This window comes from Bacillus sp. FJAT-27445 (genome assembly GCF_001510665.1).
Classification (GTDB): domain Bacteria; phylum Bacillota; class Bacilli; order Bacillales; family Cytobacillaceae; genus Bacillus_D.
On sequence record NZ_LMTI01000004.1, the window covers coordinates 1 to 24,995 of the forward strand.

A 24,995-nucleotide genomic window follows, 5' to 3' on the forward strand; every position below is an offset into this window, starting at 1 on the left:
AAGCTTCTCAGCGCCGATGGTAGTTGGGGCCTTGCCCCTGTGAGAGTAGGACGCTGCCGGGCAACGCGAAAGGCAACCTTATATAGGGTTGCCTTTTTTGTGTTTCCACGTAACATGAATGGTTCAATGAAAAAGCTTTAAGCATAATTCTTTTTAAAGGTATCAAAATTACCCTGCCTTCTCGTAACTGATAAACTCCTTATACTTGCCAAAAGGAGGTAACATTAACTCCCTGAAAAATGGGTAAATGGACAGAAAGAGAGAAGGAGGACAACTTTATGTATGGTACCATAGCCTTAAAACTGGGAGTGGGCTTTTTTGCCTTGGTTGTAGTAACAAGGCTACTGGGCAAAAAAGAAATGTCCCAGCTCACCCCTTACGATTTTGTTTTTGCTATTTTATTAGGTGGAATTATTGAGGAATCCATATATGACGAAAAAGTTTCCATTTTTCATGTTTTGTTTGGGGTAGCAGTATGGGGAAGCCTCAGTTTTATTGTAGAGAAGCTTTCCGAAAAATTCGAATGGATACGAACCCCGCTTACTGGTAAGGCATCCGTACTAATTAAAGATGGAGAAATCAACCATAAGGAAATGAAAAAAAATCAGCTCGAAATGGAACAACTTAGGGCGCTTCTTCGCTCCCAGGGAGTATTCTCATTACAAGAAGTAAAATATGTCTTCATGGAAACAGGCGGACAAATCAGCATAATGAAAAAAGCCTCTGCTGATACGGTGACTCCAGAAATGTTGAATATAAAGGCCAAGGATGTGGATCCTTCGTTATTGTTGATTGATGAAGGGGAAATCAATAAAGAGGATCTAAAGGAAGCCGGCAAGGATGAAAAGTGGCTTAGGGACGAGCTTGAGAAAGAAGGCATATCAACAATTAAGGAAGTTTATTATGCCGAATGGTCGCCACAGGAGGGCTTTTATATAAAGGTATATGAGAAAGAGCAATAGGCAATTGGAAGTGCAGGTAAATCCCCTGCACTTCCTTTCGTTTGGAAAGATTGGGGTATAATAAGAAAAAAATGAGAGGGAGATTTGTATGGGGAAAAAAATGATATTTGAGGTTAAGGATAATGAGACCATTGATAGCTGTCTTAAACGGATGGAGGAGCAGGGGTATGTCCCAGTGAGAAGAATGGAAAAACCAGTATTTAAGGAGCAAGGAAATGAGGTTGTCCCGGCTGGAAGGCAAATCCTATTCGAAGGAAAACCAAAAGATAAATAAACACGAACAATTAATATAATAATTTCAAAAACGTTCGCTAATTGGTTTGACAGCTTCTGTGCAAGGCTGATAAGATAGGAATGGATTTGCCCATAACCGACAGTGCAACTGGGCCAATGGAGGAAATGTAATTTACCATAAAAAGGGGGAAACGCAATGATTGACCGTTACTCTAGGCCGGAAATGGCTGAAATTTGGGAAGAGAATAACCGTTTTGCGGCATGGCTTGAGGTTGAAATACTTGCCTGTGAAGCGTGGGCTGAACTTGGGGATATCCCTCTTGAGGATGTCCGCAAAATCCGTGAAAATGCCAGGTTTGATGTGGACCGTATTAAAGAAATTGAAGAAGAAACAAGGCATGACGTAGTGGCGTTTACAAGAGCGGTATCAGAAACGCTTGGAGAGGAAAAGAAATGGGTCCATTATGGCCTTACATCGACCGATGTTGTTGACACAGCCCTCTCGTATTTGATTAAGCAAGCCAATGAAATTATCAGGTTGGATATTGAACGTTTTATTGCCATTTTAAAAGAAAAGGCACAGGAACATAAATATACGGTTATGATGGGGAGAACCCACGGAGTCCATGCTGAACCGACAACGTTTGGACTGAAGCTTGCCCTCTGGCATGAAGAAATGAAGCGTAATTTAGATCGCTTCAATGATGCGGCAAAAGGCATTGAGTTTGGTAAAATTTCAGGTGCAGTTGGTACATATGCGAATATTGACCCTTTTGTCGAAAAGTATGTATGTGAAAAGCTTGGCCTCACGGCTGCTCCAATTTCAACACAGACGCTACAAAGGGACAGGCACGCCAACTATATGTCTGTACTAGCGCTTATTGCTACGTCAATTGAAAAATTCGCGGTGGAAGTTCGAGGCCTGCAAAAAAGCGAGACCCGTGAGGTTGAGGAATTTTTTGCAAAGGGGCAGAAGGGTTCTTCCGCAATGCCGCATAAACGCAATCCGATTGGTTCGGAAAACATGGCCGGACTTTCAAGGGTGATCCGTGGACACATGCTAACGGCGTATGAAAATGTCCCTCTGTGGCATGAACGGGATATCTCCCATTCGTCCGCTGAACGAATTATCCTGCCTGATGCAACGATTCTCCTGAATTATATGCTTAACAGGTTCGGAAACATCATCAAAAATTTGACAGTCTATCCGGAAAACATGAAGCGGAATATGGATCGGACCCTCGGGTTGATTTATTCGCAGCGGGTGTTGCTGGCATTGATTGAAAAAGGCCTTTCCCGCGAAGAAGCATATGATACAGTCCAGCCAAGGGCAATGGAGGCCTGGGAGAAACAGGTTCATTTCAGAAATCTCCTTGATGAGGACGAACGGATTACAAAGTATCTTTCAGCCGAGGAACTTGATGATTGCTTTGACTACAGCTATCATCTTCAGCATGTGGATACCATTTTCGATAGGCTCGGCTTGTAGGGAATTAATGGAGTAATAGAGTGAAGCATTTATCCGGTCCAGGGTAAATGCTTTCTTTATTTTGGTAGACCTTTCTTTTAAAATTGCTCAACAATTCACAAATAGTTAATTTACTCTGCAATTCACTTCTCCATGAAATGATAGAATATGGTAATATAAAATGTAAGGGCTTTCTTAAAATAATTAAATTTAAATAGAGATCCTCTTGTTAAAGGGAGTGAATTAAATGGAGCAGCGCTACAGATGGAAAAACAAACATTTGCGGGAGCATATTGATGTCTTGGACGGCAAGCTTTCGCCGACAATCCTCCTAAAAAACGCAACCTACCTTAACCAGACGTTCCGGAGATGGATGGAGGCGAATATTTGGATTTATGATGACAGGATTGTGTATGTAGGCGATAAAATGCCGGAGAAACTTGTGAATTGCAGCACAATCGATTGTTCGGGGCAATTCATTGTACCGGGTTATATAGAGCCGCATGCCCATCCGTTTCAATTATACAATCCTCACTCTTTTGCTGCTTATGCATCAGGGAGGGGTACCACCACTATTATTAATGATAATATGTCACTGGTGCTGCATCTAAACAAGCAACGGGCTTTTTTGTTGATGAAGGATTTGCGGAGCATCCCTGCCAGTATGTTCTGGTGGTGCCGGTTCGATCCCCAGACAGAAATCCTGAATGAGGAAGAGGTATTTTCCCATAGCCATATTAAATCGTGGCTGGAGCATGATGCAGTCCTGCAGGGTGGAGAACTGACCGGTTGGCCGAAACTGCTTGCAGGCGATGATATGATGCTCCACTGGATACAGGAAGCGAAAAGGATGAGAAAGCAAATTGAAGGGCATTTTCCCGGAGCTTCAGAGAAAACTCTGGCAAAAATGATGCTTTTAGGCGCAGATTCCGACCATGAAGCTATGACAGGGAAGGAAGTCTTTGACAGGCTTATGCACGGATATACCGTTTCCCTAAGGCACTCATCCATCCGCCCGGACTTGCCGAATCTGCTGGATGATATGAAACGGCTCGGGATTACAGCTTATGATCATTTGCTGTTTACGACGGATGGATCCTCATCTGGGTTTTACAAGGACGGGATTATCGATCAAATGATCAAAATTGCAATTGATAAGGGCATCCCGGTTATTGATGCTTATAATATGGCGACAATCAATCCGGCGAGGCATTACAATATTAGCCATATCCATGGCAAAATCGCAACTGGAAGAATTGCCAACATCAACATCCTCTCAAGCATGGAGGAGCCATGCCCGGTTTCCGTCCTGGCAAAAGGAAAATGGGTCAAACGGGATGGTGAAATTATCAGAGATTCGTTTAACAGCCTGGATTGGAATGAGTATGGACTGGATCCGCTCCGTCTCGACTGGGAGCTTACGCCGGATGACCTTCAGTTCTCAATGCCTTTTGGGATTAAAATGGAGAATGCCGTCATTACAAAGCCTTATTCCATTTCGCTTGAGGTTTCAAGGGACCAGTTATCTGACAGCCATGATGAATGCTTCTTTATGCTGATAGACCGGCATGGGAAGTGGCGGATCAATACCCTTTTAAAAGGATTTGCCAACAGGCTTCAGGGAATGGCCAGCTCTTTCTCGAACACTGGGGACATTATCCTTATTGGCAAAAGCAAAGCCGACCTCCTCTGTGCCTTTAACCGGATGAAGGAAATAGGCGGCGGAATTGTTGTCTCTGAAGGCGGGCAGGTTATATGCGAGCTGCCGTTAAAGATCGGGGGATTGATGACCGAGCTGCCGCTTGAGGAACTCATGGATATTGAAAAAGTCCTGCTGGAAGTTTTGCGAAAGAGGGGTTATGCCTACTCGGACCCTATCTATAGCCTGCTGTTCTTTTCTTCGACCCATTTGCCATATATCCGGATTACCCAGCAAGGAATGTATGATGTTATGAATAAAATGGTACTCTTTCCGTCAATAATGCGTTAAAATAATAAAGTGAACATAGAATATTACGGCTTAGACAGATAGATGCACAAACAGGGGTGTGAGGATGAGGAAATGGTCTTTGGCGGCGGCAGCAATGTTGTTGCTGTTATCTGCATGCAGCGACAAGGCGCCACCGAAGGATTTGGCAAAGGGCGGAAAAAAAGCTGTAGCCGCAAAAAAGGTGGAACATCCGGTACAAGAACTTCCTTTTTCATATCCGCTTACAGGAATTGGTTCACAAACAGAACCGAATAATAGGGCATTTTCAGTTGTAGTCAACAATTTTCCAAAGGCCCGCCCGCAGACTGGATTGAACCAGGCGGATATTGTCTATGAATTGCTTGCTGAAGGGGACATTACCAGATTCCTTGCTATTTACCAGAGCGAAAAGCCTGAAACCATTGGGCCTGTCAGAAGCGCAAGGGATTATTACGTCGAAATCGCAAAAGGGCTTGATAGCATCTTTATCGCTCACGGTTATAGTGTCGAAGCAAAGAAAATGCTGAATTCAGGTTATATCGATAACCTGAATGGCATGGTTTATGATGGGACACTTTTTAAAAGGGCAAGTTTCAGGAGACCACCGCACAATTCGTACATTCCCTATGAAAATATGGTCAAGGGCGCCGAAAGGAATGGCTTTAAGCTATCCCCTGCACCAAAGCCCTTTAAGTTCCTTACGGAGCAGGAGGTTGCGAACATCGAAGGCAGGATTGCGCTTTCGGCGTTTGTGTCGTATGGAACGAAAAGGTATTCCCCGACATATAAATACGATCCTGAAATCGGAAAATATAAGCGGTACATCAATGGTGAGCTAATGGCTGATTTGGAATCGAAGCAACCAATCCTGCTAGACAATGTTCTCATCGTGGAAATGGTCCATACATCTGCAGGGCCGGGCGGTCTTCGTGATATCGATTTGAAAAGCGGGGGCAAAGGATACCTTTTGCAAAAAGGAAAGCTTACAGAGGTTGACTGGGTGAATGACGAGGGAAGGATTATTCCTGTAAATAGTGGGAACGAGGCCGGCCTTGTCCCAGGGAAAACCTGGGTTAATATTATTCCATCGAATCCAGGACTCTCCAAAAGTGTCACCATTGAAGAAAATTGAATTTCTAACTAATTCTTATACAAGAGAACGGCAATATACATTTTTTATTCCAAGGGGGTAAAACAATATGCAAATCAATAAGCTAAGGGGAAAAGAACTCGATCAGCTGTTCAATTCAATCCTCACATTGAAAGATCTTGAGGAGTGCTACCGCTTTTTTGATGATCTTTGCACGGTGAATGAAATACAGTCCCTTTCCCAACGGCTTGAAGTGGCGAGGATGCTGCGTGAAGGGAAGACGTACCACAAGATAGAAAAAGAAACAGGAGCAAGCACAGCGACAATTTCACGGGTTAAGCGCTGCCTTAACTACGGGAACGATGCTTATGAAATGGTCCTAGACAGGGTCACGGAGCCCGCTGTAACGGGTACAGAAGAATAAACAACGATGGAAGGCCGGGGCAAAGCTTCGGCTTTCTTTTATTTATGTGGGTCTCCTCCCTAACTGGTTATCATTTCTACAACGGCTTTTCCTTCGTTTTCTTTTTTTATCGTTTTGGCAAATGTTATAATGTACTAATGGAATAGTGAATGGAGGATTTTTTGCATGTACGATTTTCGTGAGTGGCGCCATGTGTTCAAGCTTGACCCGGCCAGGGAGATAACGGATCCAGACTTGGAGGCAATTTGTGAATCCGGCACCGATGCGGTGATTGTCGGCGGAACGGACGGGGTGACACTGGAAAGGGTTCTTGATCTGATGGCAAGAATTCGCCGCTTTACAGTTCCATGCGTCCTGGAGGTCTCGAACCTTGAATCGGTTACGCCGGGATTCGATCTTTATTTTGTCCCATCCATCCTGAATAGCAGGGACCCAAAATGGATTAACGGCCTGCATTTTGAAGCGGTCAAGGAATTTGGGGATATAATGGACTGGGAAGAGTTCGCAATGGAAGCTTATGTTATCCTCAATAAGGATTGCAAGGCAGCGAGGCTGACACAGGCTGACACGGAATTGTCTCCGGAAGACATTAGGGCCTACGCGATGATGGCGGAAAAAATGTTCGGCATGCCAATATTTTACCTCGAATACAGTGGTACATATGGCAATCCGGAAATGGCAGCTGCTGCCAAAAGTGGCCTTGATAAAGCAGTGCTTTTCTATGGAGGCGGTATCCGTACAAAGGAACAGGCTGAAGAAATGGCAGCACATGCAGATGTCATTGTTGTTGGTAATGTTATTTATGAAGACCTCAGTAAAGCGCTTGAAACAATCAAAGCAGTGAAAATTGAAAAATAGCTGCATTTTTAGGATAAAGAGCTTACAATAAAAACAGAACATATGTTTTCTTATAGGCGGTGGAGAGAATGCAATACCTGAAGGATAAATTACTTGGGGGCCTTAACCCCGAACAGCAGGCGGCTGTTAAGGCAACGGACGGCCCTTTGCTGATCATGGCTGGAGCAGGGAGCGGCAAGACAAGGGTTTTGACCCACCGGATAGGGTACCTGATGCTCGAAAAGTCGGTCAATCCCTACAATATTTTGGCAATCACCTTTACAAATAAGGCCGCCCGCGAAATGAGGGACAGGATTTCGAGGTTGATGGGCGGAGTCGCTGAGGAAATTTGGATTTCGACGTTCCACTCGATGTGTGTCCGGATTTTGCGAAGGGATATTGACCGTCTTGGATTTAACCGTAACTTTACCATCCTTGACACGACCGATCAGCAATCGGTTATTAAAGGTATCCTAAAGGATCTGAACATGGATCCAAAGCAATTTGACCCAAGGGCAATCCTTGGCTCGATTTCCTCGGCTAAAAATGAATTAATTGGTCCCAGCGAATATGAAAATGCTGCCGGAAGCTACATAGAGCAGAAGGTCGCCAACGTATATAAGGAGTACCAAAAGCGGCTCCGCAAAAACAATGCCCTCGATTTTGACGATTTGATCATGTTGACAATCCAACTGTTCAAGCAGGTTCCCGAGGTGCTTGAAAAATATCAGCGCAAGTTTCAGTATATCCATGTCGATGAGTACCAGGATACGAACAGGGCGCAGTACATGCTTGTTAAAATGCTCGCGGCTAGATTCAAGAACCTGTGCGTTGTCGGTGATTCGGACCAGTCAATTTACAAATGGCGCGGGGCAGACATTGCGAATATCCTCTCGTTCGAGAAGGATTATCCGAATGCCAAGGTCATTTTGCTGGAGCAAAATTACCGTTCGACCAAACGGATTTTGTTGGCGGCTAACGAAGTCATCGCCAAAAACATGAACCGGAAGCCGAAAAATTTGTGGACGGAGAACCAGGAAGGGAATAAACTCGTCTATTATCGTGCAGACAGTGAACAGGGCGAGGCGCAATTTGTTGCCGGAAAAATCAAGGAACTTGTTGATTCCGGCGATTACAGCGCATCTGACATCGCCATCCTCTACCGGACAAACGCGCAGTCGCGTGTCATGGAAGAAGTGTTGTTGAAGTCAGTCATTGACTACCAGATTGTCGGCGGCATCAAGTTCTATGACAGGAAAGAAATCAAGGACATTCTTGCTTATTTGAGGCTTATCTCCAACCCGGACGATGACATCAGCTTGCTTCGGGTCATCAATGTGCCAAAGCGGGCAATCGGGGCGACGTCGGTTGATAAAATCATTGATTTTGCCAATCTGCATGACCTGACGCTCTACCAGGCGCTTGAGTCTGTGGAACTGATCGGCCTTAGCCCAAAAACGGCCAAAGCCGCAGCCGAATTCCGTGACATCATCGCCAATTACACAAGGATGCAGGAATTCCTTTCTGTAACCGAAATCGTGGAAGATTTATTGGATAAATCAGGATATATGGACATGCTCCAGGCGGAGAAGTCGCTTGAGGCTCAGAGCAGGATGGAAAACCTTGAGGAATTGCTCTCTGTTACAAAAAGTTTTGAAGAGACTAGCGAGGATAAGACGCTTGTCGCTTTCTTGACAGATCTGGCCCTTGTTGCCGATATCGATTCGATGAATGACGAGCCGGAGAAAACTGAAAAGGTGACGTTGATGACACTTCATTCCGCCAAGGGGCTTGAATTTCCTGTCGTATTCCTAATAGGCCTTGAGGAAGGGGTCTTCCCTCATAACCGATCTTTGGTTGATGAGGGAGAAATGGAGGAAGAGCGGCGGCTTGCCTACGTTGGCATCACCAGGGCAGAGGAGTATTTATTTATAACAAACGCCCAATTGAGGACACTGTACGGACGGACGAATATGAATCCTCCGTCCAGGTTTATTAAGGAAATTCCCTCCGATTTACTTGAAGTCATTGAAATAGCGGAGAAAAGATTCAGTCCTTCAGTGGGCAGGTTTGGAAACGCTGGACCTTCTCGCCAAGTTGCTGTAAATCAACAGCCAACAATTCGAAAACCGGTCACTCGCCCGGCTGCTTCGGGAGGGGAGTCGATTGCCTGGCGCGCAGGCGACAAGGCTGAGCATGGCAAATGGGGAATCGGCACGGTTGTAGGCGTAAGGGGCGAGGGAGACGGAATGGAACTTGATATTGCTTTTCCAAGTCCCGTGGGAGTAAAACGGCTCCTGGCAAAGTTTGCCCCTGTCAAAAAAGTTTAGCGTGTATTAAACGATTGAATTTTACGAAAAGAGGGATTGATGGATGGACCTGCAACAAGCCGAAATGAAAATCAGGGAGCTGCAGACCTTGCTGCATCAATATGGATATGAATATTATGTTCTCGATAAACCGTCAGTCCCGGATGCGGAATATGATCGGCTCCTTCGTGAATTGATTGAACTCGAAGAAAGTTACCCTCAATTCAAAACCCCTGATTCACCAACCGTCAGAATTGGCGGCGCCATCCTCGACATGTTTGAAAAGGTGCGGCATAAAACTCCGATGCTAAGCCTTGCGAATGCATTTAATGAAGAGGATCTCCGTGATTTTGACAGGAGGGTAAGGCAGGCAGCTGGAGATGATGCCAGCTATGTGTGCGAGTTAAAAATAGATGGGCTTGCCGTCTCGCTTACCTATGAGGAGGGGCGATTCGCGATTGGCTCCACTCGAGGCGACGGGACAACAGGAGAGGATATTACCGCAAACCTGCGTACCATAAAGTCAATCCCGCTCAAGCTGAGGGAAAATGTATCATGTGAAGTCCGTGGAGAGGCATTCATGCCTAAGAAATCCTTTGAAAAGCTGAATGAATTGAAAGAAGAGCGGGGCGAGGAGCCGTTCGCGAATCCAAGGAACGCGGCGGCAGGGTCGCTTAGGCAGCTTGATACAAGCATTGCAGCATCCAGGAAGCTTGATGTTTTCCTATACGGATTGGCCGAGGCGCCAGAGCTGGAAATCGAATCACATAGCGAAGCACTGGACTTTCTGGACAGGCTTGGCTTTAAAACAAATAGGGAACGGCGCCGGTGCGCAACCATTGAAGAGGTTATCGACTATGTAAACGGCTGGGTGGAGAGGCGCCCGAACCTTGACTATGACATTGACGGAATTGTTATCAAAGTGGACTCACTCGATCAGCAGGAACAGCTTGGCACAACGGCAAAGAGCCCGCGATGGGCAGTTGCTTACAAATTCCCCGCCGAAGAAGTGGTCACTACCCTGTTGGATATTGAGCTAAGCGTAGGGCGGACGGGTGTCGTCACCCCAACGGCCATCCTTGAGCCGGTCCGGGTAGCCGGGACCACTGTCCAGCGCGCCTCTCTGCATAATGAGGACTTGATCAGGGAGAAGGACTTGAAGATTGGCGATAAAGTTGTTGTAAAAAAGGCCGGTGACATCATTCCTGAAGTTGTCAACGTCCTTCCTGAGCAGCGGACTGGCAATGAAACGGATTTCTTCATGCCAACTCATTGCCCTGAATGTGGAAGCGACCTTGTCCGGTTAGAGGGCGAGGTAGCATTAAGATGCCTCAACCCGAAATGCCCGGCGCAAATCCGGGAAGGCCTGATCCACTTTGTCTCAAGAAATGCGATGAATATAGACGGGCTAGGCGAAAAAGTCATTTCCCAGCTGTTTGCCCATAAGCTTGTGGAGGATGTGGCTGACATTTACAAGCTGACCGCCGAGGAGCTGCTTGCCCTCGAAAGGATGGGGGAAAAGAGTGTAAACAATCTGCTTCAAGCGATTGATAAATCCAAAGATAACTCGCTGGAACGGCTTTTGTTTGGACTCGGCATCCGCCATGTAGGCGAAAAGGCGGCGAAGACACTTGCCCAGGAATTTGAAACAATGGGCAGGCTTGCAGCGGCAACTGAAAGTGACCTTACATCCATAAATGAAATAGGCGAAAAAATGGCCAGCTCAATCGTGGCTTTTTTCGAACAGGAAGAGGCCAGGGAACTGATTGAGGAGTTGAAGGCTGCCGGCCTTAATATGGAATACAAGGGTCCGAAACGTACGACGGTTGAGTCATCAGATTCAATTTTTGCCGGAAAAACGGTTGTCCTGACTGGAAAAATGGAAAGAATGTCCCGGAATGAAGCGAAAGAAAAGCTGGAAGCTCTCGGCGCGAATGTAGCCGGCAGCGTTAGCAAAAAGACAGACATCCTCATTGCCGGAGAAGATGCAGGATCCAAGCTCGCAAAAGCACAGGAGCTGGGCATTGAAATTTGGGACGAAGAGAGGCTGCTCGAGGAAATCGAATAGTAAGAGGTGCAGGAAACGTGAGAAAGTTATCAATCATGCTTCTTTCCTTATCCCTTCTGCTGGGTGCCTGCGCACCCAACTTCGAACAGCGGGAGGAAGTCGTGGACCAAGTCAAAAACACGAAGGAAAAGGCAATAATTCCAAAATACAAGATTTCAGATAAATATTATCAGACACTCCTCCGATTTGAACCGAGTGGGGCGAGGGGGCTGACCGTCAATAACCTCAACACCCGCTACGATATCAATGAATTTGAAATGGGATTGATGAGGGTTGCCCAGAACGCGTTTGATCCGGATAAGTATGTATTCAGGGAAGGGCAAATCCTGAAAAGGGATACTGTGGAAGCATGGCTCAAACGAAAGTATACGAAAAAACAGCTCGATGAATTAAAAATGAAGGAAGAAGACAATCTTGGCCTAAATCCGGTTGATGAAAGTATCGGCGATATTGAAGCCCGGAATAAAAAAAGCCCAATTTATCTGGCCCATCTCCTGGAGCAGGATTTCCTTGTAAAAGGGGATAACGATAAATACAAGCTCGGCGGAGTGGCGATTGGCCTCGCCCTGAATTCTGTCCACTATTATCAAAAGGAAAAATACGGGGATACATTCCGTGTTCCCATTGATCAGCAGGTAATGGAACGGGAAGGAAAAAAGATTGCCCAGGAAGTACTAAAACGGCTTCGTGGCATGGATGAGTTGAGGAATATCCCGATTACAATCGCTTTGTTTGAACAGGCAAGCATTGAATCGGTTGTTCCAGGGAACTTTTTCGCCTATACGACTGTAAAGCAGGGAGCCGATATCGGGAAATGGGAAAAGGTCAGTGAAAAATACTATCTGTTCCCTTCCAAAGGTGCCCGCGATAAATATCGCGAGGATTCGTTGGCATTTGATAACTTCAAGCAGGACGTTGAGAAATACTTCCCCAACTTTAATGGGGTAGTAGGCAAAGCCCATTATGTGGACGGCCAGCTTAAGGAGTTAAGCATTACGATTCCAATTCAATTTTACGGAAAGGCGGAAGGAATCGGGTTTACCCAGTATGTAACCGGCCTGGTGATGGAGCACTTTCCAAAATACATTTCCGTTTCGGTCAGCGTCACATCGGTCAATGGGCCTGAATCGCTCATCGTCAGAAAGGCGGACCAGGACGAACCATTTGTGCATATTTATTAGGGATTCCAAGTGGATTCGTATAATCTTTTTCACAAACTAATAAAGCTGGTCCGGAAGGCCGTTGATAACGGCTATTCCGGGCCGGCTTTTTTGTATTTTAACGAAACTATAAAATAGAACATTGTGAATAACTCGAAATAAGTTGTTGTAATCCAGCTCCAGCGCCTAGCCCCTCGAGGTCTTAAGCCGGTTCCCTCCGGAGGGCAGGCCCGTCCTGCGGGCCCCGTCTTAATCTGGTCGGGGCTGACCAAGGCGCTTGCGCATTTTGTTCCTTTAGGAGAAGGATTAATCTTGAATTTGTAAAAGAAGAAAGGCTGCCCTATGGATTGGAGGGCAGCCTCTTTAAATTAATAACCGCTTATTTGACCAGTTTTTGGATTGTACTCGTACAGCACTTCTCCATTGTCTTGTATTTTCCTGAGGACCAGCTTTTCACCCTGCCAAAAGTTAGAGTGCGCCTGATCGAACTCTGCAAGCTGGCTCTTTTCCTTTAGATCATAGATGAATACGCTCGGCCTTTCCAAACCAGGGAAGACATCAGCGGCGACATAACGGCCAGATGAATCGACGGAAAGCTGTTTAATCGTCATGTCTTTTCCCGGGTATGATAGTCTGGCAATTGGACTGAATGATTTTGTTTTCAGGTCAAAGGAAAGAAGCTGCACGGAGGGATTCTGGTCCTCCAAGTCATATTCCTGAAGGCTGAATACAATGTTCCCGGTACCGGGAACCTCCGCCAGGGAACTGATTCGGATATTTTCCGCTGTGATGTATTCCTTCGGTATGTCTCCCATGGAAAAGAGCGTTTCTGACTGTTCTCCCTGAATGGCCCGTACTTCATTTTGCATCTCGATGATTTGCCTGCTTGAAATCTCGTTAACTTTTGTGATCCGGTAATGCCCATCCTTTTTCGTGAGGTTAAACTCATAGTTGGAAATCTGGTAATATGCATTAGCTGTATAGGTCCACTGAACTTCAGCATGTATCGTTGCCGTGTTTTGGCTTTCTTCCGACTTGATGATTCGGTACCCGATTTGATGCGGGTTTGAAATGGTAAGAAATTCAGGCGGACTATCCAAATAGGTTTTTGCATAGTCGTCATCCCTGTTGATCAAAGCCTGAAGGTACTGTTCTACCGTTTCTTCCGGGCCCATTTCCTTCTCGCTCAATGAAATTTTCATGACTTTCATTGGAAGATCTACCTGCTGTTTTAAAACAAAAAGAGTATTCCGCCCTGAATCCCATTTGGGCAAATGATAGCTGTACATTCCTTTGGTTGGGTCATCCCTTTCGGCAGGATTGGCTGTTACCTTTTTCTGGGTGTCCAAATCGAGGTCGGCAATCCAGACGTCTTCAAAGCTGGTGGTCTCTTTAATATAGGCAACGTACAGGCCATCCACCGACACGGCGGGGTCTTTTCCCCGGTCAACAATATTCTCTTTACCGTTTTTCAAGTCTTTGACCAGTATATTTCCGCCGCGGCTAAAGGCCAATTTGTTTTCCTTTTTACTGTAGACAGGCGCAGAACCGTCTGTAATGGAAATTTCTTTTTTCGTTAGCAAATCAATCTTTATGATTGCATTTTCGGAACCCGTTTGTTTAACAGCAAATATCTCATCGCCGTTTTTCCATTCCGGAAGTGAATAGTTTGCATTGGAAGTCTTGGAAGCAATGGTTACCTTCTTTTTCGTCTTCAAGTCCAGGCTGTAAATGCTGCCTCCATTTGAAAAGAGCAGTTTTTCCCCGTTATCGGAAAAACCAAGGCTCTCGGCTGTTACATCTGCTGCCAAATGGAGGCCATCTTCTGTAATTTCGAAAATTCCTTTTTGTTTAATCGATACAAACAGGTTGTCATCGTGGATAGCGTAGGCATCGATTTCACCGCTGCCAATGTCAAAAAATGAAATGGCATTTGAAATATTCAGTGTATCGGCCTTAACCTTAACCTCTTCTTCCCTGAGGTTGCCAAGGAACAACGCGATGAATATGCTTGCGGCAACCAACCCGTTAATCCACGGGTTATTCCAGCGGAGGATTTTCTGCTTCCTGACATAATTTTTCCTTAGTTTTTCTTTAAAGGAATGGTCAACAGAGATTTGGTCCCGCAAGGCATTTAATGAGCGTTCAACCTTTTCCTCTTCCATTTAGGTTTCCCCCAAACATTTTTTTACCAGGACGCCGAGTTTTTTCGTGATCCGGCTGGATTTTACACGAAGGGATTCTTCCGTCTTTTTTAAAACGAGGGCGATGTCCTTAAATTTCATATTGGCAAAGTATCTTAAGTTTGTAATCTCCAAATCTTCTTTTGAAAGGTGGTTCAGGCTTTTCTTAAGGCACTCCATTTCCATTGATTCAACAAAAGGGTCCTCAAAGGGAACTGGCGGATAATAGGAGTCAATTTCTTCCCCAATCAGAATGCTCTTCTTTTTTCGATAAAAATCAATAACAGTATTCCTGGCAATGGCCAGGATCCATGCTTTTGGATTTCCCGGATTGTTCCGCCGCCCCCAATTTTCGTAAATTTTACGGAAAACCTCGCTTACAATGTCTTCGGCATCCCATTTGTTGCCTGTCTTTACGAACACATAACGATAAACATCATCAAAGTGCTCATCGTATAAATCGATAAACGTTATACTCAATTGAACCTCCCCTCTCACTAATAAAAACGTATGAGGCTGCAAAAATGTAACAGTTCGGGAAAACAGGATTGTGCGGAATGGGGGAGTCGGAGCGGGCGGCAGGGGGTTTCATTTCCCATTTAATGATGTATAAAATTGATAATAAAAATGATGATAAGAACAGTGAATAATCACTTTGATTATACACAAAGGGTGTAAAAATGAAGTGCTTAATGTAAAAATGGCTCAGATTCTTTATTAAAACAATAAGGGCTTTTAAATAGAGAATATAGATTAGGGGAACAAATAGGATTGGAATTGCTTCTTTAGCGATTGATTGATAGGGGAGATTTACAACCTGCATAGGAGGGTGAAAATGGTGCAACCATACAGGCACGAACCTTTTACGGATTTTACAAATGAGAAAGAACGGAAAGCCTATCTCGAAGCGTTGAAGACAGTCGAGGGCTATCTGGACCAGGATTATGATCTAGTCATCGGAGGAAACAAGGTTACCACTGAAGACAAGATTGTATCCTATAACCCCGCAAACAAAGAAGAGGTTGTTGGCCGCGTGTCAAAAACAAACCGTGAGCTTGCCGAGCAGGCAATGCAGGCGGCAGTGGAAGCCTTTAAAACATGGAAGAAGACAAAGGCTGAAGTGCGCTCTGACGTCCTTTTTAAAGCGGCAGCCATTATCCGGCGCCGTAAGCATGAATTTTCCGCTCTTTTAACAAAAGAAGCCGGTAAGCCGTGGCGGGAAGCAGATGCCGATACTGCTGAAGCAATCGATTTCCTTGAATTCTATGCGCGCCAAATGCTTAAATTGAAAGATGGCGTACCTGTCTTGAGCCGTCCGAACGAGTTCAACCGTTACAATTATATTCCGCTTGGGGTGGGAGTTATCATTTCCCCATGGAACTTCCCGCTTGCCATTATGGCAGGAACAACTGTAGCAGCTATTGTTACAGGCAACACTGTGCTGCTAAAACCAGCGTCCACCACGCCAGTCGTTGCTGCGAAATTCGTAGAGGTGATGGAAGAAGCAGGCCTTCCAGCAGGGGTTTTGAACTTCATTCCAGGAAGCGGAGCGGAAGTCGGCGATTACCTTGTCGACCACAAGGATACTCGTTTTGTTAGCTTCACGGGATCGCGTGAAGTCGGCCTGCGTATTTTCGAACGTTCTTCAAAGGTTAGCGAAGGCCATGTGTGGATGAAGCGCCTGATTGCGGAAATGGGCGGAAAAGATACGATCGTGGTTGACAGTGATGCCGACCTAGAGCTTGCTGCACAATCGATAGTTTCTTCTGCATTCGGTTTCTCTGGGCAGAAATGCTCCGCATGCTCCCGTGCAATAATCGTTGAGGATGTTTATGATCAGGTTCTTAACCGTGTAGTTGAGCTGACAAAAGGTCTTAAAGTCGGCAACCCAGAGGAACAGGATACGTTCACGGGACCGGTTATCGACGGAAGCGCGTTCCGCAAAATCATGGAATATTGCGCAATTGGCCGTGAGGAAGGCAAGTTGATGGCGGGAGGGGAAGGCGATGACTCAAAAGGATACTTTATCCAGCCGACCATTTTTGCTGACCTTGATCCAAAATCCCGTATCATGCAGGAAGAAATCTTTGGCCCTGTTGTTGGATTTTCAAAAGCGAAAGACTTTAGCGAAGCAATTGAACTTGCCAACAACACAGAATATGGCCTGACTGGCGCGGTTATCACAAGGAACCGCAAGCATATGGAACAGGCGCGCGAAGATTTTCATGTTGGAAACCTGTACTTCAACCGCGGCTGTACTGGTGCCATTGTTGGCTACCAGCCGTTCGGCGGCTTCAACATGTCCGGAACGGACTCCAAAGCAGGCGGACCGGATTACCTGTTGCTCCACATGCAGGCTAAAACAACATCAGAAATGTTTTAATTCAGACCCTTGTCCTTATGGGCGGGGGCTGTGTTTTAATGTTAGAAAGGCTCTTCTGTCACATTTAATAGGGAAACATCATACCATCAATACTAACAGGAATGGGGGGGATGGAAATGCCGAAACCATCAATAGATGATGTCCTTCAGCAGGGAATCCACGGGCAAAAGGAGATAAAGCCAGAAGAAAGGCGCCGTTTTTTGGGCACAATCCGTGAACGGGTCCTTGTGGCGCTTACAAAAAAGCAGGTTTACGCGCCTGGCACCTTTCCCGAAGTGGAAAAGCTAATGAAGGACTATCCAGACGCCCATTTATACATGAATGGCCATATGTCGTATGAGGAATTTTCAAAGTATCTGAAGAAGGCCAATGAGCACGATATTGAATATACAATTGTGACGAACAAGGAGCATGATTCGGAAATCGGGCTTGTGCTCGCCTGCCATTATGCGGTTGATAAAGAGGAAATTTATATTATAGAGAACAGCGGAAAGGCTGAAGTGGAAGCACCTGCCCCGGGGAAGAAAGGGTTTTTTGCCAAGCTGGGCGGCTGGCTTAGGAAGTAATTTTAGGGATTACTGGAACTCCGGCAGAAGCCGGGGTATTTTTTTTGCATTTAATAAAAAATGGCTCTATCTTTTTTCGTCAAAACCGATTACGATATGGGTTGAGATGAAAATGTTTGGAAGTTTATTGGAAGTAACATACAATAAAGGAGCCATTGTTATGAACACGGTTGCTTTACGTCCAAAGGACCGCTCCCCGCTCAGGATTAAGGCCGGGAAAGCCTATTATACATGGAAACGGTACCTAGAATGGCTGGCAAACGCAAACAAATATACAAGGACGCGTAAAAGGGTTCTTTTGCCCTATTCGGCATTCAGCCACCAGACGCCGCTGCTTCGCCAGCTGCAGGGAGTTGATATGTCGTATCAATACAATAAGATTAAAAATTTGAAGCTTGCAATCGATCGGCTGGATGGCGTGATCATCCAGCCCGGTGAAACGTTCTCATATTGGAAGCTAATCGGCAATCCGACGAAGGCAAAAGGATATGTGGATGGAATGGTGCTTCATTACGGAAAATTTACGAAGGGAACGGGCGGCGGCCTTTGCCAGCTGTCGAACCTCATTTACTGGATGACCCTTCATACGCCGCTGACCGTGACGGAAAGGCACCGCCACAGCTTCGATGTGTTTCCGGATTCAAACCGGACACAGCCGTTTGGAAGCGGGGCGACATGCTCGTACAATTACCTGGACCTTCAGATTAAAAATGGGACAGATGTGCCGTATCAGCTCCACGTCCGCCTGACCGATTCCCACCTTGTTGGGGAATGGCGCTGTAATGAACCTCCGCTTTATAACTACCGGATTTACGAGAAGGAACACAGCATAACGCCCGCTTACTGGGGCGGCTACATCCGCCATAATGAACTGTGGCGCAAAGTGTACAACCGGCAGCATAAACTGGTACACGAAGAATTCGTTACTGAAAACAATGCGATTATGATGTATGAGCCGCTGCTGGAGCAGCAGTCTGTGAAGTGATTTAATTGGCATCCGGCCCTTTGGGGGCGGGTGTTTTTTTTGCTTAGGACATTGTTGAGAAATCGAAATAAGTTATTGTAATCCAGCTCCAGCGCCTAGCCCCTCGAGGTCTTAAGCCGGTTCCCTCCGGAGGGCAGGCCCGTCCTGCGGGCCCCGTCTTAATCTGGTCGGGGCTGATCAAGGCGCTTGCGCATTTTGTTCTTCATTTAATGAATAGCCTCGTCCTTTGTTTTGTCCGGAAGGGATCAAATTCATGCCTGTTAAAAGTCTTCTTGAAATGTGGGGAGAGGAAACATGTAGCAGCCGGCGGCACATTTCGTTCGTAATGACCGGACTAACGGCCGTACAAAAACCACCTATCCCCCTTGTTAACACCTCCTTCCATTGCTAACAACAAGAATTTTCTGCTATTATCAATAGTATTATGGTTGAACGGGAGGAATAGAGGATGTCAAGGATTTCACTCGATCAGGTGCAGCATGTTGCGCACCTGGCAAGACTTGAAATCAGCCAGGATGAGGCTGAAAAATTCGTCCAGCAGCTAGATGCGATTATCGGATTTGCTGAGGAATTGAATGAATTGGACACAGAGGGCATTGAGCCGACTTCGCATGTTTTGCCAATGACGAATGTACTTAGGGAAGACAAAGCAGGGAAAGGCCTGCCGCGGGAAGAAGTTCTGAAGAATGCACCTGACCACGAAGATGGCTATTTCCGCGTGCCGTCCATTTTAGGCGAATAGGAGGAACGTACGTGAGTTTATTTGAACAGACACTATCGGATTTACATAAACTTTTGCAAAAGAAAGAAGTATCCTCTCTCGACCTTGTCGAAGAGTCATATAAAAGAATTAGCGAAGTAGATGGAAAAGTAGGGGCTTTCCTTACACTTGATGAGGAAAATGCTCGCCAAAAGGCGAAAGAACAGGATGCCAACGGTCCAGCTTCCATCCTATCCGGTATGCCGATTGGAATTAAGGATAATATTGTGACGAAGGGTCTCAAAACGACCTGCGCGAGCAAGATACTTGAAAACTTCGACCCGATCTACAACGCAACAGTTGTAGACAAGCTCGACCAGGCGGGGACGATAACAATCGGGAAGCTGAACATGGACGAGTTCGCGATGGGCTCATCCAATGAGAATTCGCACTACCAGATAACCCGCAACCCGTGGGATTTGGAACGAGTGCCGGGAGGGTCGTCAGGCGGCTCGGCGGCGGCTGTCGCAGCAGGAGAAGTATTGTTCTCACTGGGCTCTGATACAGGGGGATCTATCCGCCAGCCGGCATCGTATTGCGGAGTGGTTGGAATGAAGCCTACATACGGACGGGTTTCGCGCTATGGCCTTGTTGCCTTCGCTTCATCACTCGACCAGATTGGACCGATTACAAGGAATGTTAAGGACAACGCACATCTTTTAAGCGCGATTAGCGGGTTGGATCCGATGGACTCAACATCCGCGAACACCGAGGTTCCTGATTTTGCTGCAGGGCTGACCGGTGATATTAAAGGGATGAGAATTGGTGTGCCAAAAGAATATATTGGTGAGGGAATAGGAGAAGGAGTTAAAAACTCCATCAAGTCCGCGCTTGAAGTACTGGAAAAGCAGGGGGCAGTTATTGAAGAGGTTTCTTTGCCGCACTCAAAATATGCTTTGGCTGCATATTACCTCCTGTCCTCATCAGAGGCATCTGCGAACCTTGCCCGCTTTGATGGCCTTCGCTACGGATACAGGGCTGAAAATGCCGAAAACCTGATTGACCTGTACAAAAAGACACGCGCTGAAGGCTTTGGTGATGAAGTCAAGCGCCGGATCATGCTTGGTACATTCGCTCTTAGCTCTGGTTATTATGATGCGTATTATAAAAAAGCGCAAAAGGTACGGACGCTGATTAAGAAGGACTTTGAGGATGTATTTGAAAAGTACGATCTTATTATTGGCCCGACAGCCCCGACCCCAGCTTTCAAAATCGGCGAAAACATTGATGATCCGCTGACAATGTATGCGAACGATATCCTAACCATACCGGTCAACCTTGCGGGCGTACCGGCACTATCTTTGCCATGCGGATTTGAAAACGGGCTGCCGCTCGGCTTGCAGATCATCGGCAGGCATTTTGGCGAAGAGTCCATCTACAAAGCCGCCTATGCGTTTGAGCAGGCAACTGAATACCATAAACAGCGGCCGGCGCTATAGGAAGGGAGAAGCATTATGAACTTTGAAACAGTCATTGGACTTGAGGTCCATGTTGAATTAAAAACAGAATCCAAGATTTTTTCAAACAGCCCGAATCATTTCGGTGCCGAGCCGAACACGAATACAACGGTCATCGATCTTGCCTATCCAGGAGTCCTGCCAGTTCTGAACAAGAAGGCGGTCGAGTATGCCATCAAGGCTGCCATGGCGCTAAATTGCGAGATTGCGTCCGTAACGAAATTTGACCGGAAAAACTATTTTTACCCAGATAACCCGAAGGCTTTCCAGATATCGCAGTTTGATAAGCCAATTGGCGAAAATGGCTGGATTGAAATTGAAGTGAACGGCTACAAGAAAAAGATTGGCATTACTCGGCTCCACCTCGAGGAGGACGCGGGCAAGCTAAACCATGTGAAGGGAGCCTCTCTCGTTGACTACAACCGCCAGGGGACTCCGCTTGTCGAGATTGTTTCCGAACCGGACATCCGCACACCTGATGAGGCATATGCATACCTTGAAAAGCTTAAGTCAATCATCCTTTATACAGGTGTTTCCGATGTCAAAATGGAAGAGGGCTCGCTTCGCTGCGATGCAAACATTTCCATACGCCCGGTTGGCCAGGAAGAGTTCGGGACAAAGACCGAATTGAAGAACCTTAACTCGTTCAATTTTGTCCGAAGAGGGCTTGAATTTGAAGAGAAGCGCCAGCGTGAGGTTGTCAGCGCAGGCGGAACAATCCAGCAGGAAACCCGCCGCTATGACGAAGCGACTGGTGAAACGCTTCTCATGCGTGTCAAGGAAGGTTCGGATGACTACCGCTATTTCCCGGAGCCTGACCTGCTTGATGTTGTCATTGATGAGGAGTGGAAGGCTCGTATAGCAGCAGAGATTCCGGAACTGCCGGATCAGAGGATTGAGAGGTATGTATCTGAACTCGGACTGCCTGAATACGATGCGAAGGTGCTGACAGCGACCCGTGAAATGGCGGATTTCTTTGAAGCGTCTATCAAAGCCGAAGTGGACGCGAAACAGGCTTCCAATTGGCTGATGGGCGAGGTTTCGGCTTATCTGAAGGCTGAACAGAAGGAGTTAATCGAAACAAAGCTTACTCCGGAAAACCTTGCCGGGATGATCAAACTGATTGAGAATGGCACGATTTCCTCCAAAATTGCCAAGACTGTTTTCAGGGAATTGATTGAGAACGGTGGCAATGCCGAGCAAATTGTAAAGGAAAAAGGGCTTATCCAGATTTCCGACGAAGGCGCCCTTCTGAAAATTGTCAACGAAACGCTTGATGCCAACCCGCAGTCCATTGAGGACTTCAAGGGCGGTAAGAGCAAAGCAACCGGTTACCTGGTTGGCCAGATCATGAAAGCAACAAAGGGCCAGGCGAATCCTCAGCTTGTTAATAAGATTCTTGCGGAGGAAATCCAAAAACGGTAATGTTTTAATAGGACACGGACCTATACGCAGGCGGGGAATATCCTAACGGGTTCGGTTTTGAAGTACAAAATTCGAATTAGCAGTGCTTTTCCCAAAACAATTAGCAGAGGAACCAGCATACAATTAGCAGGTACTTTAGCAGTTAAATTAGCATACAAAAAAGCTCAGAGTCAAAAGCCCTGAGCTTACTTTGTATTAGAGTTTTGTCATGCATAAGCACCCGTTAGCTTAAGTGTAAAGTATCACAAACTTTCGAAACGAATGGTTTCCGTTCTATTTACTGTTTTATAGGTCTTTCAAAAATCAATTCATAGTATGACCCTGCTGCAACTCCTGAAGTTGCAAAGTCAGGAGAGAAAATTTGAACAAAACGCCAGCCTTGATTTGCGTTATTTTTAATTACTTCTCGATAGTCTTCACTAGGTTTACCAGATAACTTTTTAAACTCTATTTTTATAAACTTGTATTCAAACATTTATTACTCCTCCTTTCGATTATGTGTTGTAAACGGGATTTATATAATCTAACTGTTTGTACGATTTGAATTGGAAAAAGTTACGACTTTGCAACAATTTTGTTTAACTAAACTGCATCGTTAGCACAATAAGGAATTCACTACATCATTCTTCAGTAGTTCATCGTATCCAGAGATTTCATTTATTTTCAGGGTTAGAATTCAGTAATTCTGCTTCTATTTCTTCATCTGACACTAATACCTCTTCATTGTTTTGATCCTTACTTTTAGGTATCAGCATTAAAATACCAAGAATAAAAACGATTAAAATGAGCAAAACAGAAACAGTATGCAAACTTTGCCCTGCTGCCATAGCAACTTGCAATAAAATTGAGGCTGTAAGTAGTGATAAACTAATTATTAAAAATCCAAATAACTTGGACATAACTCCCCAACTCCCTTTTTCAATTACCTGCCGTTATTTATATTTATTCTAGTATTTACTACGGATTCCTTCTTCCGCTAAACGCCCCGTTTGTTTAAGTACATTTGAAACCAACAGTTATCCAAAGTGATTATGAAACCACCAAACAATAAGAATCATACTCACTATTCCCCAAGCTGTGGTAATCACTATCCACCAAATTATCGATTTGGCTTTTGTTGAACTTTCCTCGTCATCCATATTTGCTGTTATAAAAGCTAGCTTACTTTCCATACCTTTTTTCATAGAGGTGAGAACAACAAATCCGACTATTATGAAACCGATAGTTATCCAGAGTAATAAGTCCAACTTTAACACCTCCCTTTTTGTATTTAGAATTGGATATTTTTAAAAAGCGAAATGATTAGTATTAGTGTTGATAAGGAACCGACAGACATTAGAGTAATTATTTTTTTCCCATTCTTCTCTTTTGAAGGTTTTACAAGCTCTTGGGATACCGCAATCCAAATAACAATAGAAACTATAGCTACTATGGTAATAACAACTGTAGACACATTTGTTACCTCCCTTAATTAATATTTTATCTGTGTTTTAACATAAATAATTCCTTTAAAGCACCAGCTATATTAATCTGTGTACCCTATGTACGAATTAGAAAAATTAAAGTTGCACTTTTAAACTAAACTGCCCTTATGTTGCGAATTGGACTGCTAATTAGTGTGCGAATTAAGTTTTTGTACTCGAAAACCGTAATTCGGCAATTTTTTCATAAGAAATATGCCCCCAGCCCAAGCACGAAAGCTATTCCGGAAAATTCAATCAAACGTTTGATTGAATTGGGGTTTGTCGGAGTTGGGCGGATTTTTGGGGAAATCAAAATGGAAAATAAAGGTGCAAAAAGTTATAATAATAGTGTGAAACTGCCTTCGCCGAGCTTCAGCTTGCGTGATCTTCCCGAGGCGGGGACACAGAATGTAATTTAAGATTAGGATGCAATATTAACTATCGGGATGTAGCTCAGGTTGGTAGAGCACTAGCATGGGGTGCTAGGGGTCGCAGGTTCAATTCCTGTCATCCCGATTTAATGTACGGAAAGCCTGACCGCGTTGATTTTGACAGCGGCAGGCTTTTTGTTTTTTTAAAAGTAGCGCTGTGATTTTTATAGGTTAGATAATGCTAGTAAATCTCGTAAACAAGTTTTCCTGGATTCAGTGGAATATGGCCCCTTTTTCGACCCCAAAAACTAACCGAAAAGCTTTACTAGTTTGGCCTCCATATATGAAGCACTGGAACTGTCTGCCAGCAACCATTTATAGAGGTTTTTTCCTATGATAGAGACCCGAATTGCGTTATGTTTCACCTTGAAATTTTTATATGCTAAAATGCTCTAGTGGCGGTTAACTTAGTGCCATTGGGGGCAGTATAAATAATGAATTTTTAACTTTTTTTGTAAAAATCCCCTTTCTCCCCAAAGGGGGTTTTTACGTGAAGGATTAAAGGAGGTTTAATGGATGCATTTATTGCCAAGGGAGATTGACAAGCTCATGATCGTTGTTGCTGCCGACCTAGCAAAACGCCGGAAGGAAAGAGGTTTAAAATTAAATTATCCGGAAGCTGTGGCCCTCATCACCTATGAAGTCATGGAAGGTGCAAGGGACGGAAAAACTGTAGCCGAGCTGATGGAGTATGGGGGGACGATTTTGTCTCGTGAAGATGTCATGGAAGGTATTCCGGAAATGATTGATGATATTCAAGTCGAAGCCACTTTTCCTGATGGGACAAAATTAGTAACTGTCCACAGTCCGATACGATAAAT

At 45.2% G+C, this 24,995-nt stretch carries 23 protein-coding genes and 1 tRNA gene; 18 read left to right on the forward strand and 6 right to left on the reverse strand.

The window, feature by feature from the left end:
• The first annotated feature begins 278 nt into the window (after positions 1-278).
• The 10 genes from AR337_RS11905 to AR337_RS11950 all read left to right on the forward strand — a co-directional run bounded on the left by AR337_RS11905 (position 279) and on the right by AR337_RS11950 (position 12,542).
• The gene (locus AR337_RS11905) at positions 279-962 is read left to right on the forward strand and encodes a DUF421 domain-containing protein (protein ID WP_059172251.1); all 684 of its coding nucleotides are present in this window, start codon (positions 279-281) and stop codon (positions 960-962) included.
• Between the two features lie 88 nt (positions 963-1,050).
• Complete coding sequence (locus tag AR337_RS11910; RefSeq protein WP_059172252.1) at positions 1,051-1,236, forward strand: NETI motif-containing protein; 186 nt, start codon at positions 1,051-1,053, stop codon at positions 1,234-1,236.
• A gap of 156 nt (positions 1,237-1,392) precedes the next feature.
• The gene (gene purB, locus AR337_RS11915) at positions 1,393-2,685 is read left to right on the forward strand and encodes an adenylosuccinate lyase (RefSeq protein ID WP_059172253.1); all 1,293 of its coding nucleotides are present in this window, start codon (positions 1,393-1,395) and stop codon (positions 2,683-2,685) included.
• Between the two features lie 226 nt (positions 2,686-2,911).
• Positions 2,912-4,654, forward strand: a complete 1,743-nt coding sequence (locus AR337_RS11920; protein ID WP_059172254.1) for an adenine deaminase C-terminal domain-containing protein — start codon at positions 2,912-2,914, stop codon at positions 4,652-4,654.
• A 64-nt stretch (positions 4,655-4,718) separates the two neighbouring features.
• Positions 4,719-5,765 (forward strand): DUF3048 domain-containing protein, encoded by a 1,047-nt coding sequence (locus AR337_RS11925; protein WP_059172255.1) that lies wholly within the window; start codon positions 4,719-4,721, stop codon positions 5,763-5,765.
• Between the two features lie 67 nt (positions 5,766-5,832).
• On the forward strand, positions 5,833-6,147 hold the full coding sequence (locus tag AR337_RS11930) for a YerC/YecD family TrpR-related protein (RefSeq protein ID WP_059172256.1): 315 nt from the start codon (positions 5,833-5,835) through the stop codon (positions 6,145-6,147).
• Between the two features lie 165 nt (positions 6,148-6,312).
• Positions 6,313-7,005 carry a heptaprenylglyceryl phosphate synthase gene (locus AR337_RS11935; protein WP_059172257.1) on the forward strand — a complete coding sequence of 231 codons (693 nt, stop codon included), beginning with the start codon at positions 6,313-6,315 and terminating at the stop codon, positions 7,003-7,005.
• A gap of 68 nt (positions 7,006-7,073) precedes the next feature.
• Complete coding sequence (pcrA, locus tag AR337_RS11940; RefSeq protein ID WP_059172258.1) at positions 7,074-9,314, forward strand: DNA helicase PcrA; 2,241 nt, start codon at positions 7,074-7,076, stop codon at positions 9,312-9,314.
• 43 nt (positions 9,315-9,357) lie between these two features.
• Positions 9,358-11,361, forward strand: coding sequence for an NAD-dependent DNA ligase LigA (gene ligA, locus AR337_RS11945; protein ID WP_059172259.1), 2,004 nt, complete (start codon positions 9,358-9,360; stop codon positions 11,359-11,361).
• 17 nt (positions 11,362-11,378) lie between these two features.
• Positions 11,379-12,542 (forward strand): CamS family sex pheromone protein, encoded by a 1,164-nt coding sequence (locus AR337_RS11950; RefSeq protein ID WP_059172260.1) that lies wholly within the window; start codon positions 11,379-11,381, stop codon positions 12,540-12,542.
• A gap of 347 nt (positions 12,543-12,889) precedes the next feature.
• On the opposite strand, the gene AR337_RS11955 is transcribed toward AR337_RS11950, so the two are convergent.
• Together AR337_RS11955 and AR337_RS11960 are read right to left on the reverse strand one after the other, a co-directional pair.
• Entirely contained in the window at positions 12,890-14,686 is a 1,797-nt protein-coding gene (locus AR337_RS11955) for a hypothetical protein (RefSeq protein ID WP_059172261.1), read from the reverse strand.
• Positions 14,687-15,184, reverse strand: a complete 498-nt coding sequence (locus AR337_RS11960; RefSeq protein ID WP_059172262.1) for an RNA polymerase sigma factor — start codon at positions 15,182-15,184, stop codon at positions 14,687-14,689.
• Between the two features lie 355 nt (positions 15,185-15,539).
• Here AR337_RS11960 and pruA point away from each other — a divergent pair, with 355 nt between their 5' ends.
• From pruA to gatB, 6 genes are all read left to right on the forward strand, one after another.
• Positions 15,540-17,087: an L-glutamate gamma-semialdehyde dehydrogenase gene (pruA, locus tag AR337_RS11965; RefSeq protein WP_059172263.1), complete on the forward strand. Its 1,548-nt coding sequence runs from the start codon at positions 15,540-15,542 to the stop codon at positions 17,085-17,087.
• 116 nt (positions 17,088-17,203) lie between these two features.
• Positions 17,204-17,653, forward strand: coding sequence for a YueI family protein (locus AR337_RS11970; protein WP_059172264.1), 450 nt, complete (start codon positions 17,204-17,206; stop codon positions 17,651-17,653).
• Positions 17,654-17,813: 160 nt separating this feature from the next.
• A complete protein-coding gene (locus AR337_RS11975) occupies positions 17,814-18,638 on the forward strand; it encodes a VanW family protein (protein ID WP_059172731.1) in 825 nt (274 codons plus the stop codon).
• A 448-nt stretch (positions 18,639-19,086) separates the two neighbouring features.
• Complete coding sequence (gene gatC / locus AR337_RS11980) at positions 19,087-19,380, forward strand: Asp-tRNA(Asn)/Glu-tRNA(Gln) amidotransferase subunit GatC (protein ID WP_059172265.1); 294 nt, start codon at positions 19,087-19,089, stop codon at positions 19,378-19,380.
• A gap of 11 nt (positions 19,381-19,391) precedes the next feature.
• On the forward strand, positions 19,392-20,837 hold the full coding sequence (gene gatA / locus AR337_RS11985) for an Asp-tRNA(Asn)/Glu-tRNA(Gln) amidotransferase subunit GatA (protein ID WP_059172266.1): 1,446 nt from the start codon (positions 19,392-19,394) through the stop codon (positions 20,835-20,837).
• Positions 20,838-20,852: 15 nt separating this feature from the next.
• Positions 20,853-22,280 (forward strand): Asp-tRNA(Asn)/Glu-tRNA(Gln) amidotransferase subunit GatB, encoded by a 1,428-nt coding sequence (gene gatB, locus AR337_RS11990; RefSeq protein ID WP_059172267.1) that lies wholly within the window; start codon positions 20,853-20,855, stop codon positions 22,278-22,280.
• A 277-nt stretch (positions 22,281-22,557) separates the two neighbouring features.
• Here the strand turns inward: gatB and AR337_RS11995 are convergent, their stop codons facing one another.
• From AR337_RS11995 to AR337_RS12010, 4 genes are all read right to left on the reverse strand, one after another.
• On the reverse strand, positions 22,558-22,755 hold the full coding sequence (locus tag AR337_RS11995) for a DUF4177 domain-containing protein (RefSeq protein WP_059172268.1): 198 nt from the start codon (positions 22,753-22,755) through the stop codon (positions 22,558-22,560).
• 178 nt (positions 22,756-22,933) lie between these two features.
• A complete protein-coding gene (locus AR337_RS12000; protein WP_059172269.1) occupies positions 22,934-23,179 on the reverse strand; it encodes a hypothetical protein in 246 nt (81 codons plus the stop codon).
• Between the two features lie 117 nt (positions 23,180-23,296).
• Positions 23,297-23,527, reverse strand: a complete 231-nt coding sequence (locus AR337_RS12005) for a hypothetical protein (RefSeq protein ID WP_059172270.1) — start codon at positions 23,525-23,527, stop codon at positions 23,297-23,299.
• A gap of 23 nt (positions 23,528-23,550) precedes the next feature.
• A complete protein-coding gene (locus tag AR337_RS12010) occupies positions 23,551-23,733 on the reverse strand; it encodes a hypothetical protein (protein ID WP_059172271.1) in 183 nt (60 codons plus the stop codon).
• 452 nt (positions 23,734-24,185) lie between these two features.
• On the opposite strand from AR337_RS12010, the gene AR337_RS12020 reads away from it, so the two are divergent.
• Positions 24,186-24,259 (forward strand) — tRNA-Pro (locus AR337_RS12020).
• Positions 24,260-24,690: 431 nt separating this feature from the next.
• Positions 24,691-24,993 carry an urease subunit gamma gene (locus AR337_RS12025; RefSeq protein ID WP_059172273.1) on the forward strand — a complete coding sequence of 101 codons (303 nt, stop codon included), beginning with the start codon at positions 24,691-24,693 and terminating at the stop codon, positions 24,991-24,993.
• The last annotated feature ends 2 nt before the right edge of the window (positions 24,994-24,995 follow it).